Origin of the sequence: Afipia sp. OHSU_II-C1 (assembly GCF_000497575.1) — a bacterium.
Taxonomy (GTDB): Bacteria; Pseudomonadota; Alphaproteobacteria; order Rhizobiales; family Xanthobacteraceae; genus Afipia.
Map to the genome: position 1 here is coordinate 296,963 of NZ_APJI01000013.1, position 14,693 is coordinate 311,655.

Consider the following 14,693-nt stretch of genomic DNA (forward strand, 5'->3'; position numbering starts at 1 on the left):
GCCGTCACGATGGCATCGCGACGCCCGAAAGGGGAGGCTTCATATCAGGGTACGGGGACATATAGGCATGATTAGGCTTGCCTGACACCGCTGTTTTCTCCGTCAACAGGCTGGCCGGGAGGCTGTCCCGCCCTTTTTGTTCCATTCCTGCTTGATTTTTTGCCCTTCCGGGCGTGGCCCCGGAGCTGGAACTCCGGCGCTTCTGGCGGATTGTTTTCTCAGTCGGAGCGCCGTTCTCGCGCTCGAAACGAAACGCAGGAGCGTGTCATGATGAGTTGGGTGGTTACATTCCTGATTATTGCGCTGGTCGCGGCTCTTCTGGGCTTTGGCGGGATCGCGGGCGCGTCAATCGAAATCGCCAAGATCGTTTTCTTCGTCGCCCTGATCCTGTTCGTGATCTCGGCGGTGGTGAGCCTCGCTCGCCGCAGCAGCGGTCCGTGATGCGACGGCCAGCGGTGCGGTGGCGTTATTTGGCCGGCATGGCGATGCGCCGGCCGATGCCATCGGGCCGTGTGACCGTTCCGTGCGCTGCGACAACGTCGCGAATGCGCGCGGCGATGTCCGGAGGAAACGGCGCGGTTTTGCGCGCGTTCATGTCCATATGAAGCGTCATGTTTTCGGACGTTGCAGAGAGCCAGCCTTCAGTTGCGTGGCGCAGCTCCTCGAAGGTGTGGATGCGCTTGTCGTCTGCCTCAATCAGATAAACCGACACCTGCACCGGATCGCCCAGATGAACTTCCCGCAGGTAGCGCACATGCGCCTCGGCCGTGAAAGTCGATCCGTTGCGTGACTTCTTGTAGTCGGGACCGATGCCGAGTTCGAGCCACATCTCGTCGATGCCGCGGTCGAACAGCACGTTGTAATAGGCCATGTTCAGATGGCCGTTGTAGTCGATCCATTGCGGTTCGATCTGCATCACCGTGGTGAGAAACGGCGCAGCGATATGTTGCGGCGCATTGTTTTTCTGAGGGGTGCTTGATGTCATCTCAATTCCCGGTTGGCGTCGGCATTCTCTTGACCGGCAATATATCCTTTGCCACCGTCCCCGCCACAACCGCCTCGAAGAAAAGAAACGAGCAGCCGTGGCCTTTTCCAACGCAGTCCTGACACGTCCCGCACCATCCGCGCTCTCCGGCGCCATCGAAGCGCTTGCCGCGCGGTTCGGTAACAATCTGATCACGTCACAGGCGGTGCGCGAACAGCACGCCCATACCACCACCTGGCTGCCGATGCAGCCGCCGGACGCGGTGGTGATGGCGCGGACCACGGAAGACATTCAGGATGTGGTGCGGATTTGCGCGAAGCACCGCGTTCCGGTGATTCCATTCGGCACCGGCACCTCGCTGGAAGGGCAGGTCAATGCGCCGGCGGGGGGCGTCTGCATCGATCTGCGCGAAATGAACCGCATTCTCGAGGTGCATGCCGACGATCTCGATTGCTTGATCGAGCCGGGCGTGACACGCAAGGCGCTCAACGAGCACCTGCGCGATCAGGGTCTGTTTTTCCCGATCGATCCGGGCGCCGATGCGTCGATCGGCGGGATGGCGTCCACCCGTGCATCGGGCACCAACGCCGTGCGCTATGGCACGATGAAGGACAACATTCTCGCGCTGAAGGTCGTGCGCGCCGACGGTGAGATCATCACCACAGGCACGCGCGCCAAGAAATCCTCGGCCGGTTACGATCTCACGCATCTGTTTATCGGCGCGGAGGGGACGCTCGGCATCATCTCCGAAATCACGCTCAAGCTGCGCGGCATTCCCCAGAGCATCGCCGCTGCGTCATGTTCGTTCGCAAGCGTCGAGGGGGCGTGCAACGCCACCATTCTCGCGATCCAGACCGGCATTCCGGTGGCACGCATCGAATTGCTGAACGCCGCACAGGTGAAGGCCTGCAACGCTTATTCAAAGCTGTCGCTGCCTGAAACGCCGCTGCTGCTGCTGGAATTCCACGGCACCGAGGCCGAGGTCGCCGAGCAGTCGAAGATGTTTGCCGAGATTGCCGCTGAATGCGGCGGTGGTGGATTCGAGTGGGCGACGCGTCCGGAAGACCGCACCCGGCTTTGGCAGGCGCGGCATGATGCCTATTGGGCCGTACGCGGGCTTCGCCCCGGTGCGCAGGCGGTGGCGACCGACGTGTGCGTGCCGATCTCGCGGCTGGCGGAATGCGTGGTGAAGACCGAAAAGGATCTGGAGACTGTCGGTCTCCTGTCCCCGATCGTTGGTCATGTCGGCGACGGTAATTTCCACTGCTCGATGCTGGTCGATGTCAACGATCCGGACGAGATGCAGCGCGCGGATGGATTTCTCCATCGCCTGGTTGAGCGGGCTCAGGCCATGGGCGGCACCTGCACCGGCGAACATGGCATCGGGCAGGGCAAGCAGCAGTATTTGGAAACAGAACTCGGGCCCGAAGCCGTGCAGGCGATGCGCGCGCTAAAAGCCGCGCTCGATCCGCACAACATTCTGAACCCCGGCAAGATCCTGCCGTCGTGACCGATACGATAGCCATGGATGTGAACAGCGTCGCCACCGAGGCGTTGTCGGTGCTCGGTCAGGCTCGCCAGATTGCCCCGTTCGTCCGGTTCAGCTGAAGGCCAGCGATTAGTATTTTTTCCGGAAGCTGTAACGCATCAGGCTGACCATGCCGGCACGGAAGCCGCCGGCGGACATCCTCAGGTAGCGGCGGAACTGATCGGTGTTCGACTTGCCGACCAGCGCGACCGCCTTGTCGTAGTTGGCGAGCAGGTTCTGCTCCCACAGCACCAGCGTCCGATAGTAGTGATCGGCGTCATTGCGCGCGGCGATCAGGCTGAAGGTGCCTTCGGCGGCTGCGATCGGCTCCCACTCCAGCGGCAGATCGCTTTCCGGAAAGGTTTTGTCCAGCAGCGGCTGGACTTTGGTCCGTTCGGAGTAGGCGATGGTCTGCAGCGAAACCTTTCCGTTGATCGCAAGCACGCTGTCGCAATAGGCGAAGAATTCGCGATAGGCCTTGAGCTTTGCCGCAGGGTCGAGCCCCTTCTGGACGAAATGCTCGAACGCCCCAACCGAAATGATGGCGTCGTAACGGCGCTCAGGCTTGTGGTCGCGCCAGTCCTGTTCCAGCACCTCGATTTTGGGATTCCTGCCATCGCGGATCCAGGCGGCCTGCGACGGGCTGAGCGTCAATCCGACCGCATGGGCGACGCCGGCATGGTCGACTAGCCGCCGGAGCATCGCGCCCCATCCGCAGCCGATGTCGAGAACCCGCGCGGTGTTCGCTGCACCGGCGGCTTCGATATGGTGATCGAGTTTGCGCCGCTGCGCCGTAATGAGATCGTCGCCATCTCCGAACAGCGCGCACGAATAAATCATCTCGGGATCGAGCACGAGTTGGAAAAAGTCATTGCCCATGTCGTAATGCGACATGATTGCCTCGGGTGAGGCGCCGGTTCTTTCCGCTGGCCGCGCAATCTTCTCGGACATCTTCCCCACGGGGTTACAGGGTTGTGAACGAAGCCTGTTAAACTTAGTATTCTAAGCCACACACAGGTTCAATATTCGTGCCATCCGATGTCCGATCCCACTGAGGAAAGACCTTGCAGACCACGCTGCTCGGACTGGCCATTGCCTTCATTCTTGCGCTAATCGCAGCGCTGGTCGGTCCCTATTTCGTCGACTGGAACCAGTTCCGCCCTCAATTCGAGGCGGAGGCGTCCCGCATCGTCGGTGCACCGGTGCGCGTCGGTGGCAAACTGGATGCCCTTCTGCTGCCGACGCCGACACTGCGGCTGCGGTCGGTTGCCATCGGCGGCGACAACGATCCGGCCAGGGTTCGGGCCGGGAAACTGGACGTCGAATTCAGCCTCGGGTCATTGATGCGCGGCGAGTGGCGTGCCAGCGAGCTGTCGCTGGACGGGTTTATGCTCGACCTCGGCCTCGACCGTCAGGGCCGCTTCGAGTGGCCCTCGACGGGGGGCCGCTTCAACCTCGGCTCGCTCGCCATCGACCGGATGAATGTCGCCGGGCGGATCGCGCTGCATGATGCGTCGAGTGGCAAGACGCTGCTGATGGACGATCTGAAGTTCAGCGGCGACGTGCGCGCGCTGGCTAGCAGCCTGCGCGGGGATGGGTCTTTCACGCTGCTCGGAGCGCGGACGCCATTTCGCATTTCGTCGGGGCAGAGCAGTGACGGCAAGGGGACGCGTGTGCGGTTCGTTGTTGAGCCGGGGGAGCGGCCGCTGCTGGCCGATCTCGATGGCGTGCTGACATTCGATAGCGCCGTGCCGATTTTCGAGGGCGGCCTGACGCTGGCGCGGCCGGCCGATGCCAAATCCACCGAATCCGGACAACCGTGGCGGCTGACATCGCGTGTGAAAGCCAGTCCGTCGTCAGCGGCATTCGAGCAGGTCGAAGCTGCGTATGGCCCCGAAGACCATGCACTGCGGCTGACGGGTAGCGGTGATATCAGGTTCGGTGCATCGCCGCTGCTGCATCTCGTCTTGTCGGCGCGTCAGCTCGATGCCGATCGGTTGTTGGCGAAAGGGGCTACGAACGCCGAACCGATGCGGCTGTTTCCCGCGATGCGAACGCTGGTAACGTCGCTGCCGGTGATGCCGCTTCCGGCGCAGATCGAAGCCAGTGCCGATCAGATCGCGCTCGGCGGGCGGCCGCTCCAGAATGTTGCCGTCGAACTGCGCGGCGACGAGCAGGCGTGGACCATCGTAAAACTGGAGATGCGCGCACCCGGTGCGACGCGTGTTTCGGCGAACGGCATCGTTGCGCAACCGGGTGCATCAGCGCGCTTCACGGGGCCGGTCAGCATCGAATCGTCCGATCCGGCTGTGCTCGCAGCATGGCTGCACGGCCGGAGCGACGCGACGTATCGCAATCAGAAGCCGCTGCGCCTGCGCGGCGATGCGACGGTCGCAGCGGATCGCGTCGCATTCGATGGCATTAAGGCGGACGTCAATGGCGGCACGATGGAGGGCCGCCTCGCGCTGTTGAATGTCGCTGACGGCAAGACGCGGTTTGAGGCGGTGCTGAAGGCTCCGAGCTTCGATCTCGATGCGATGTCGCCGCTTGTAGGTGCGCTGGTGGGTCCACAATCCGGATGGCCGGACGAGGGGCAAGTCACGCTCAATGCCGAGAGCGCCGTGCTGGCTGGAGAGACGGTTCGTCCGGTCGCAGTCAGTCTGAGTTTCGGTCCCACAAAGTTCGCACTCGATCGCATTGAGATTGGCAATGCGAACAGCGATCTTGCCGTCAGCGGCACAGGATCGTTCGATCGCGCTGAGGGGGGAGGCAAGCTTGGGCTGTACGCATCGGCTTCATCGCTGGAGCGGGTTGGAAGCCTCGTCTCGCCCTTTGCTCCCGCGCTGGCCGAGCGGCTGGCAGCGCTTCCGAAGGAGCCCGGATCCGCGGTGATGCTGGTGGCCGCCACACTTGGCAAGGCGAAGGACCGTTCCGGCCGTAGCGATGCGGAAGCTGTGCTCAACATCGAAGCGCCGCAGCTCAAGGGTACGATTACGCTAAAGGGATCTCCGAGTATCGATCTTGCGCGCGGGCTTGATCTTGCGGCGTTGCGAGGCAACCCATTCAATCTGGAAACCAGCCTGACGGCGAACCAGACTTCAACCATCGTGGCATCGCTCGGCCTGGACCGGATCATTTCGCCGGGTGATGGCCCCGCGCAATTTGAATCGTCGGTCGCCGGCGTCTGGGGTTCGCCGCTGCAACTGAAAGCCAAGCTGACGGGGGCGGGTGTCGATGGCGACATTCAAGGCACCGGCAATCCATGGGCGGACCAATCGACGGCCGCGTTGACCGTCGCAGTGCGCCGCGCCGATCTCGCCGCGCTGTTCGATCTGCAACGTGGGAGCATGCCAGCGCCAGGCGTTTCGCTGTCGTCGCGCCTCGGTGTCGCGGGCAACACCTTCACATTCGATGATCTCGACACCACCGTGGGTGGATCGCGAATCCGCGGCCGGCTTGTATTGACGCGCGGTGATGAGATCGGCGTCGACGGGGAGGTTGGTCTCGACACGCTTGACGTCGCGGCGGTGACCGGCGTTGCGTTCGGAGCAATCGGCCGTGATGCCTCGGCGCCGCTCGGCCGGGGATGGTTGCGCGGCTGGCGCGGACGCCTCGCGTTTCAGGCCTTGAGCGGGACGTTGCCCGGTGGCGGGGAATTGCGCCCGATCAGCGGCGCGATCAAGGGCGACGGACAATCTCTCGTGCTCGAGAATGTCAAAGCTGGCATGGGCGGCGGTGAAGCAGTGATCGATCTCGATGCGCGTCAGGCCGCGCAGGGAACGGGTCAGGGAACGTCGTTCAATGCGCGGGTGCAGGTGACCGGCGTCGATGGCCCGGCGCTTCGCTACCGCGGCCTTGCGGTGCCGGACGGGAAGGTGGCGCTGAAAATGACACTGGCCGGGCAGGGGCGCAGCGCCGCCGGATTGACCGGTGCGCTCTCGGGCGCTGGCACTCTGACGCTCACCGACGCGCGTATCGCGGGGCTTGATCCGCGTGCGTTCGAAGCGGCGGTTCGCGCCAGCGATGGTGGCCAGGCGACTGACGATATCAGGCTGAAGGAAATCGTCGAACCGATGCTGGTTGCGGGGGCGTTGAAGGTGCCGTCCGCGCAGATACCCTTCACCATCAAGGACGGCCGTTTGCGTGTCGAAGCTGCGACCCTCGACGCGTCGCGCGCCCGTGTTGCGATTGCCGGTGGATACGACCTATTGGCGGATCAGGCCGATATTCGCGCAGTGATGTCGCCGGTCACCACGCGGCTGATTCAAGGGCGCCCGGAAATTCGCGTCGACCTGAATGGCTCGCCGGACAGGCTGGCGCGTACGGTCGACGTGGCAGCGCTGTCGTCATGGCTCGGCATGCGTGCGATCGATCGTGAAACACGGCGGCTCGATCAGCTGGAGCGTGGTGTTGCGCCGTCGCTGGACCCTGACGGCTTGTGGGAAGAGGAATTGCCGAAGGCCGAGCCTATCCCGCCGTCGGAGGTGAAGATTCCGAATCGCGATCCGCGGCGCAAGAATTCAGGGGCGAAGGCTGCCGTGCCTCGTGCACCGGTCGCTTCCCCTGCGGTCACGCCGCCCGCGGTGCCTCCGCCGGTCGCGCAACCTGCTCCCGCTTCGAGCGGAGGCCCCTTGGTGCAGCCACTGCCGCCGCCGATCGACATCAAGCCGGCCCCCGGCGCCATGAGGTTGCCGAAGCAGCGCCCGGCTCCATCATCGCCGGCCGGGACGTTTTGATCCCGCAGCAATCTGGGAGGTGAATCAACTTGTTGGCGCAATGCTTGGAGACGGCAGCCGTTCGCCAATGAAGACCGACGTGACAGCGCGCGCGCGGAAATGATCCAGTACGAACAACCGGATCGCGGACGACAGGTTGCTGGTCTTGCGGGTTCGATCGATGGCGTCGATCTGCGTCGACAGCGGGAGACCGCGGCGGGTCGCGATGTCTTTCAGGCTGGTCCAGAAGGCGTCCTCGAGACTGACGCTTGTTTTGTGGCCGCCGACCACGACGGAGCGCTTGACCACCGCGAATTCTTTCACGCCGCGGGGCCGGACGCCTTCTGCGGCGTCCAGGTCCTGCATCATCGTATCGTCCTGCATCGAAGGATCCTCCACCGGCCAGGCATCCGCACGCGGCGAGACGATGTCTCGCCGGAGATGAGCCTCTGGCGCTTTTGCAAGATGTTCGCTCGAACCGCGCGGATCAGAATACAGACCGCTGTCGCGAAAACTGTATGGCCGCCCCCGCAGCCGGCCCCGAAACGGTATGTGGTTCGAGACACGGGTACATAGTAACTGAAACCAGCTACCTGCGGTATTCGTGCGAAAACCTACGGCGGAGTCAGGATCGTAGCTGCGTTGTGCGCAAAACTACGGATGGGAGTCTTCCACCTGCATCCGGCCGCTGCCGTTTCCAGCCGCAGGGAGTGCCCGCGAACGGAAATAGTCCAGCACAAACAGCCGAATTGCGGAGGACAGGTTGCCCTGCTGGCGACCGCCATCGATCTCGCCGACAAGCTCGGACAAGGTCAGGCTTCTCACCGAAGCAATTTCCTTCATACCGTTCCAGAAAGCCTCTTCGAGACTGACGCTGGTTTTGTGGCCGGCGACGACGATCGATCGTTTGACGACAGGCGATTTCATGCTGGCGTCCCATCATCGATGCGATGCTGGTCGAGGATGTTGCTCGCACGCTGCGCCTGTCGCTCGTCGCGGCTGCGCTCGCCCTTGGTGCGGCCGAAGCGAATGCGATTGGTCTCGGCCTGCTTGTCTGCTTCTTCGCGCGCAATGCGCTTTTTGATTTGTTTCAGGTTGACCAGGTCGCCCATGACGCCTCCTTCATTTCACAACAGCAACAAAGAGCGCGAGATGCAATGGCGCGGGTTTGTTGTGTTCTGCGACTCGTTGAGCTGCGTTGCTCAGACGGGTCCGTTCAAAAAGTCATTCGTGGTTGGTGTGCACATGCAGTGCGCAGCACCGAAAAGTTAGCATGCGATAACTAGTAGGTGGTAGCCAATTGGCGTAGGACTTTAGGCGGTGCGACGAGATGTCCGAAATGTTACGGCGAGTTAATGTACGCAAAGATTCATTCTAACTAGCCGGGATGCGTCATTTCTTCGGGCTTCACGAGCCGATCGAATTCAGCTGCCGACACGAAGCCGAGTCGCACAGCCTCTTCCTTCAGCGTCGTGCCGTTCGCGTGAGCGGTCTTCGCGACCTTCGCGGCGTTGTCGTAGCCGATCTTCGGCGCCAGCGCCGTCACCAGCATCAGTGAACGCCGCATCAGTTCATCGATGCGTTTCTCATCAGCGCGAATGCCGAGGATGCAGTGTTCGGTAAGCGAACGTACGGCATCCGCCATCAACTGGATCGATTGCAGCATGCAATGCGCGAGCACCGGCTTGTACACGTTGAGTTCGAAATGACCCTGGCTGCCGGCGACGGTGATAGCCGTTTCATTGCCGAAGATCTGGCAGCACACCATGGTCATCGCTTCGCACTGGGTCGGATTGACCTTGCCGGGCATAATCGATGATCCCGGTTCGTTTTCCGGAAGAATCAGTTCGCCAAGCCCGGAGCGCGGTCCGGAGCCGAGCAGCCGGATGTCGTTGGCGATCTTGAACAGGCCGGTGGCCATCGAATTGATCGCGCCGTGCACGAACACGTAGGCGTCGTTCGATGCCAGAGCCTCGAACTTGTTCGGCGCGCTGGTGAAGGGCAGCTTCGTCAGCGTAGCGACCTGTTTGGCGAACAGTTTGGCAAATCGCGGCTTGGAATTGAGGCCGGTTCCCACTGCCGTTCCGCCCTGCGCCAGCGGGTAAAGATCTTTCGCGGCGGCGCGTATCCGCGCGATACCGCTCTCCACCTGAGCGGCGTAACCGGAGAATTCCTGACCAAGCGTCAGCGGCGTCGCGTCCTGGGTGTGGGTGCGTCCGATCTTGACGATCCTGGCGAAGGCTTTTTCCTTCTGGCGCAGCGCCTTCAGCAACAGGATCAGCGCGGGAATCAGATCGTGCGTGATGCGCTCTGCGGCTGCGATATGCATCGCGGTCGGGAACGAGTCGTTTGACGACTGGCTCATGTTGACGTGATCGTTCGGATGCACCGGCTTCTTGGTGCCGGGTTCGCCGCCGAGCAGTTCGCTGGCGCGATTGGCGATCACCTCGTTGAGGTTCATGTTGGATTGCGTGCCCGAGCCGGTCTGCCAGACCACCAGCGGAAAATTGTCGTCGAGCTTGCCGTCGATGATTTCCCGGGCGGCGCGGACGATAGCGCGGGCGCGGCGCTGGTCGAGCAGGCCGAGCTCAAGGTTCGTCTGCGCCGCTGCAAGCTTGACGATGGCGAGTGCGCGGACGATCGGCATCGGCATGCGCTCATTGCCGATCTTGAAGTTGTGTTTCGAACGCTCGGTCTGTGCGCCCCAGTAGCGGTCCGCCGGCACTTCGATCGGTCCGAACGTGTCGGTTTCGGTGCGCGTCGTTTTCTTCTGGGTCGCCATGATGTTTTTCCGGTGCGTTTTGGTGAATGCCGAAGTTTAGGACTTCGTAACAGGCGCACGCAACCGCTGCGCGCTCCCGCATGTGTGGAAACGCGTGCTTGAATTTAGAAATGCTTCAAGATGGTGTGAGGGAAAGGCGTCTGCGCCGGATTACTTCTTGCGGAAGCGATCGAGCCGCACGACTTCGGCGCCTTCACCCTGCTTGACGGGCTCGTCGCCAGCTTCAGCAGGAGCCTCGGAGGCGGCTGCAACCGGCAGCGTCTCCACAGTCGGCGCATCGGCCGCCGCGGCGGATTCCTCGACGGGCTCGAATTGCAGTCCGAACTGAACGGAGGGATCGAAGAAGCTCTTGATCGCACTGAACGGAATGACGAGGCGCTCGGGAATTCCGTTGAACGACAGCCCGACCTCGAAACGATCGTCGGTCACCACGAGATCCCAGAACTGGTGCTGGAGGATCACGGTCATTTCCTGCGGATACTGCGAGAGCAGGCGCGGGGACAGTTTCACCCCTTCGGCCTTGGACAGGAATGTGATGTAAAAGTGATGTTCGCCCGGCAGGCCATGCTCGGCGGCGTCCGCGAGCACATGCTTCAGCACGCCGCGCAGGGCGTCGCGTGCAAGGACGTCGTAACGAATGTGATCGGTCGCCATCAGGTAGTCCTGTCGAAGTGTGGTCTCGTCGAAATTCAGTCGCTTGACGTGAACGTTCCGACTCGCGGTTTGATCCATGCTATCCGGTCATGACCCGCAGGTCAGCACCTGCGCCCGGCAGATCGCAGATATTCTCACACGCCGCAACGCGTCCGCCTGACAAATTCAATGCAACAAGATGAAAGTGGAGGCTTCTGTTGCCAGGTGCCTCCGAACCCCGCCTAGAGGGGCTTAATCCCCTAGGACTTTAGACTTGGTTTTTCAAACTGCGTTACGCAGCCTGAGCAACCGGAGCATAGTTGTCGTTTGCAACTATTGCATAGCCCGATAACGGCGGAACCATACCGAGAAAAAGCGAGCCCTTTACGCCCTCGTCGATCCTGTTTCGCCCCCGCCAAAACCCGCCCTTTCAGGCCGGGAAATCCGGGCTTTGGTGGAGGCGCCGGGTGCTGCCCCCGGGTCCGAATGGTTTATTACGACGGCCATTTATTTCCATAGCCGGCGAACCGGCACCCTCAATATAGGGGGCAAACCCCGACGACAAAAGGCCCCTGTTCTGCTTTCGCGAAGAGGCCAGCGGGACGGCATCACGCGGCGTGAGGTTTGCGTTCGTCCCCGATACGCGCCCAGCGCATGCGCCCAGCACCGGAATAGCGTTTGGCCGCCACCAGCGGCCATTCTAAATCGGGCCATGTCTCAAGACACCGCTTCCGCGATTCCCCAATCTCCTGATGCATTGACGCCTGAGCGTCCGGGGCTGCTCGAACTGTTCGTTGCGTTCGCGAAGATGTCACTGGCCGGCTTTGGCGGAGTCCTCGTGTGGGCGCGGCGCGCCATCGTCGACCAGCACCGCTGGATGACGCCTGACGAATTCAATGAAGCCTTCGCGCTGTGCCATTTCCTGCCGGGCCCGAACATCGTCAATCTGTCCGTGGTGTTCGGCGCGCGCTTTCGCGGCATTCCGGGGAGCATCGCCGCATTTCTCGGGCTGGTCGGCCCGCCGGTGGTGATCGTGACGGTCCTCGCCGCGATCTACGCGCGCTATGGAGAGATTCCTGCGCTGCAACGCACACTGACAGGTGTGTCGTGTGCTGCGGTCGGACTGTTCCTCGCGGTCATCCTGCGCATGATGATGCCGCTTTTGAAGAAGCGCGATCCTGTTGCTCTTGCGTTGCTTGCCGCCGTGTTCATTGCCATCGGATTGTTGCGGCTGCCGCTGGTGGCGGTTCTGCTCACGGCGATCCCGCTCAGCATCGTTGTGACCTTCCTGATGAGAAGGAGGGCCGCGTCGTGAATTCGCCCGCGGGAACGCTTCTGACGCTGGCATGGACATTCGGCCTGATGTCGCTGCTTGCGATCGGCGGTGCCAATTCCACCATTCCGGAAATGCATCGGGTCGCTGTCGATGTGCAGCACTGGCTGTCGAACGCGCAGTTCGCAGACATGTTCGCAATCGCGCAATTGTCGCCGGGGCCGAATGTGCTGATCGTGACGCTGATCGGCTATCATGTGGCTGGCATTGCGGGCGCGCTGGTCGCGACATTCGCCATGTGCGGTCCGTCCGCGGTGTTTGCCTATTTCGTCAGCAATATGCTGAGGCGATCGAGCCAGTCCATCTGGCCCGCGATCCTTCAGGCGGCGCTGGTTCCGATATCGATCGGCCTGATGTGCGCCAGCGGGCTCATTCTGGCACTCACGACCGGTGGTACATGGGTTGCGGCGTGCGTTATCGTTGGCGCTGCAGCGCTTGCATTGGTGACCCGGCTCAACCCGCTGTGGATGTTGCTTGTGGGCGGGATTCTCGGTTTTGCTGGCATCGTCTGACGAAAATCGATAAGCAAAGAGTGCGGGGGGACAGCCTGCGCCACAAGAATAGACCGGGCTCAAGCCCGTGATTCAAGGGGGATGACGAGTATGAGTGACGCGCCGGAGAGCGCAGCGGGCAAGGCCGCGCGAGGACTTATCAAGGGCCCACAGGATTTTTACGGCGGTCTGGCGCTGATGGCGATTGCGTTGTTCGCCCTGTGGGCGTCCAGCGATCTTCAGGGCATGCGGGGCTTTTCGTTCGGGCCGGGCACGGCGCCGCGGATGTTCGCCTACCTGCTGCTGGCGCTCGGCGCCGGCGTTGCGCTGACCGGGTTTCTGATGGAGGGCCCGCCGCTGCAACGCTACGGCATTCGCGGCCCGGTGTTCGTGACGCTGTCGATCCTCGCGTTCGCGGTTGCGATCCGTCCCCTCGGCCTGATCGTCTCATCGTTCGTGAGCTTCCTGATCGCCGCGATGGGAAGCGACGAGACCAAGTGGACGGAAGCCGTCATCGTCGGAATCTTCCTGACGATCGGGTGTGCGCTGCTGTTCCCGTATGCGCTCGGGCTTCCGCTCGATCTCTTCCCACGCATTCTGCGCTGAGGCCGTCATGGATATTTTTGCAAATCTCGCGCTCGGCTTCAGCGTCGCGTTCTCGCCTGTCAATCTCGGTCTCTGCCTGATCGGCGCGCTGGTCGGCACGCTGGTCGGCGTGCTGCCCGGCATCGGCACCATTGCGACGGTGGCGATGCTGCTGCCGATCACGTTCGGCCTGCCGCCGGTCGGCGCGCTGATCATGCTTGCCGGCATCTATTACGGGGCACAGTACGGCGGCTCCACCACCTCGATCCTGGTGAATATTCCCGGCGAGGCCGGCTCGGTGGTCACCGCGCTCGACGGCTTCCAGATGGCCAAGCAGGGCCGCGCTGGCCCGGCACTGGCGATCGCCGCCATCGGCTCTTTCTTCGCCGGTTGCGTCGCGACGGTCCTCATTGCGCTTCTCGGCGCGCCGCTGACCAAGCTCGCGCTGGCGTTCGGCCCCGCCGAGTACTTCTCGCTGATGGTGCTCGGCCTGATCTTCGCCGTGGTGCTGGCGAAGGGCTCGGTGCTCAAGGCCATCGCGATGATCGCCTTCGGCGTGCTGCTGTCGATGGTCGGCTCCGACATCGAGACCGGCGCCTCGCGCATGTCGTTCAACATTCCCGAGCTCGCCGACGGTCTCGGGTTCGCCACCGTGGCGATGGGCCTGTTCGGCTTTGCCGAGATCATCCGCAACCTCGATCCCGGCGCGTCGATGGAACGCAGCCTGGTGCAGCAGAAGATTACCGGCCTGATGCCGACGAAGAAGGACCTGAAGGACTCCATCCCCGCGGTACTGCGCGGCACGGTGCTGGGTTCGATCCTCGGCATCCTGCCGGGCGGCGGCGCGGTGATCGCGTCGTTCGCCGCCTACACCTTCGAGAAGAAGATCTCCAAGCAGCCGCAGCGCTTCGGCCGTGGCGCCATCGAGGGTGTCGCTGCTCCCGAAGCCGCCAACAACGCTGCGGCGCAGACCTCGTTCATTCCGCTGTTGACGCTCGGCATTCCGCCCAACGCGGTGATGGCGCTGATGGTCGGCGCGATGACCATTCACGGCATCGTTCCCGGTCCTCAGGTGATGCAGAAGCAACCCGAACTGGTCTGGGGCATGATTGCCTCGATGTGGATCGGCAACCTGATGCTGCTGGTCATCAACCTGCCGCTGGTCGGCATCTGGGTGCGCCTGCTGCGGGTGCCTTACCGGCTGCTGTTCCCGTGCATCGTGATCTTCTGCGCGATCGGCATCTACTCGGTGAACAATGCGCCGATGGACGTGGTGCTGACGGCGGCCTTCGGCCTCGTCGGCTACTGGCTGGTGAAGCACGACTTCGAGCCGGCCCCGATGCTGCTCGGCATGGTGCTCGGCCCGCTGATGGAGGAGAACCTGCGCCGTGCGCTGCTGATCTCGCGCGGCGACTGGTCGGTGTTCCTGACCCGCCCGCTCTCCGCCACCCTGATGGCCGTCGCAGCATTCCTGCTGATCCTCTCGCTGCTTCCTGCACTGCGCAAAAAACGCGATGAGGTCTTCGTCGAGTCCGAGAACTGAGAACAGGAGGTGCGGCGTTGCGCCGCGCCTCTTTGCCTCTTCTAGGTATCAAGTTGAATGGACTCATCCAGCCCGGTGATGCTGAGACTGCGGGCAGG

The 14,693-nt window shown here is 62.6% G+C and carries 14 protein-coding genes and 1 other RNA gene; 7 read left to right on the top strand and 8 right to left on the bottom strand.

The window, feature by feature from the left end:
- Positions 1–267: 267 nt before the first annotated feature.
- Entirely contained in the window at positions 268–441 is a 174-nt protein-coding gene (locus tag I554_RS26425; RefSeq protein WP_024576342.1) for a DUF1328 domain-containing protein, read from the top strand.
- 25 nt (positions 442–466) lie between these two features.
- On the opposite strand, the gene I554_RS0114675 is transcribed toward I554_RS26425, so the two are convergent.
- Positions 467–985 carry a thioesterase family protein gene (locus I554_RS0114675; RefSeq protein WP_024576341.1) on the bottom strand — a complete coding sequence of 173 codons (519 nt, stop codon included), beginning with the start codon at positions 983–985 and terminating at the stop codon, positions 467–469.
- 97 nt (positions 986–1,082) lie between these two features.
- Between I554_RS0114675 and I554_RS0114680 the strand changes: the two genes are divergently transcribed.
- On the top strand, positions 1,083–2,495 hold the full coding sequence (locus tag I554_RS0114680; protein WP_024576340.1) for an FAD-linked oxidase C-terminal domain-containing protein: 1,413 nt from the start codon (positions 1,083–1,085) through the stop codon (positions 2,493–2,495).
- 108 nt (positions 2,496–2,603) lie between these two features.
- Here I554_RS0114680 and I554_RS0114690 read toward each other — a convergent pair whose 3' ends face one another.
- A complete protein-coding gene (locus I554_RS0114690) occupies positions 2,604–3,407 on the bottom strand; it encodes a class I SAM-dependent methyltransferase (protein WP_244432756.1) in 804 nt (267 codons plus the stop codon).
- Between the two features lie 170 nt (positions 3,408–3,577).
- Here I554_RS0114690 and I554_RS0114695 point away from each other — a divergent pair, with 170 nt between their 5' ends.
- On the top strand, positions 3,578–7,249 hold the full coding sequence (locus tag I554_RS0114695) for an AsmA-like C-terminal region-containing protein (protein ID WP_024576338.1): 3,672 nt from the start codon (positions 3,578–3,580) through the stop codon (positions 7,247–7,249).
- A gap of 24 nt (positions 7,250–7,273) precedes the next feature.
- On the opposite strand, the gene I554_RS0114700 is transcribed toward I554_RS0114695, so the two are convergent.
- From I554_RS0114700 to ssrA, 6 genes are all read right to left on the bottom strand, one after another.
- Positions 7,274–7,612, bottom strand: coding sequence for a ribbon-helix-helix domain-containing protein (locus I554_RS0114700; protein WP_029659535.1), 339 nt, complete (start codon positions 7,610–7,612; stop codon positions 7,274–7,276).
- A 270-nt stretch (positions 7,613–7,882) separates the two neighbouring features.
- Positions 7,883–8,155, bottom strand: a complete 273-nt coding sequence (locus I554_RS0114705) for a ribbon-helix-helix domain-containing protein (RefSeq protein ID WP_024576336.1) — start codon at positions 8,153–8,155, stop codon at positions 7,883–7,885.
- Positions 8,152–8,340 (bottom strand): DUF4169 family protein, encoded by a 189-nt coding sequence (locus I554_RS0114710; RefSeq protein ID WP_024576335.1) that lies wholly within the window; start codon positions 8,338–8,340, stop codon positions 8,152–8,154. The genes I554_RS0114705 and I554_RS0114710 overlap by 4 nt, the downstream gene beginning before the upstream one ends.
- Before the next feature lie 266 nt (positions 8,341–8,606).
- Positions 8,607–10,010: a class II fumarate hydratase gene (fumC, locus tag I554_RS0114715; protein ID WP_024576334.1), complete on the bottom strand. Its 1,404-nt coding sequence runs from the start codon at positions 10,008–10,010 to the stop codon at positions 8,607–8,609.
- A 150-nt stretch (positions 10,011–10,160) separates the two neighbouring features.
- Entirely contained in the window at positions 10,161–10,664 is a 504-nt protein-coding gene (locus I554_RS0114720; RefSeq protein WP_024576333.1) for a ClpXP protease specificity-enhancing factor SspB, read from the bottom strand.
- A gap of 183 nt (positions 10,665–10,847) precedes the next feature.
- Positions 10,848–11,214, bottom strand: a transfer-messenger RNA (tmRNA) gene (ssrA, locus tag I554_RS26430).
- Positions 11,215–11,355: 141 nt separating this feature from the next.
- On the opposite strand from ssrA, the gene I554_RS0114725 reads away from it, so the two are divergent.
- The 4 genes from I554_RS0114725 to I554_RS0114740 all read left to right on the top strand — a co-directional run bounded on the left by I554_RS0114725 (position 11,356) and on the right by I554_RS0114740 (position 14,595).
- Positions 11,356–11,958 carry a chromate transporter gene (locus I554_RS0114725; RefSeq protein ID WP_024576332.1) on the top strand — a complete coding sequence of 201 codons (603 nt, stop codon included), beginning with the start codon at positions 11,356–11,358 and terminating at the stop codon, positions 11,956–11,958.
- Positions 11,955–12,488 (top strand): chromate transporter, encoded by a 534-nt coding sequence (locus I554_RS0114730; protein WP_024576331.1) that lies wholly within the window; start codon positions 11,955–11,957, stop codon positions 12,486–12,488. The genes I554_RS0114725 and I554_RS0114730 overlap by 4 nt, the downstream gene beginning before the upstream one ends.
- Before the next feature lie 90 nt (positions 12,489–12,578).
- Positions 12,579–13,073 (top strand): tripartite tricarboxylate transporter TctB family protein, encoded by a 495-nt coding sequence (locus tag I554_RS0114735; protein ID WP_024576330.1) that lies wholly within the window; start codon positions 12,579–12,581, stop codon positions 13,071–13,073.
- A gap of 7 nt (positions 13,074–13,080) precedes the next feature.
- Complete coding sequence (locus I554_RS0114740; protein WP_024576329.1) at positions 13,081–14,595, top strand: tripartite tricarboxylate transporter permease; 1,515 nt, start codon at positions 13,081–13,083, stop codon at positions 14,593–14,595.
- Positions 14,596–14,693: the final 98 nt, after the last annotated feature.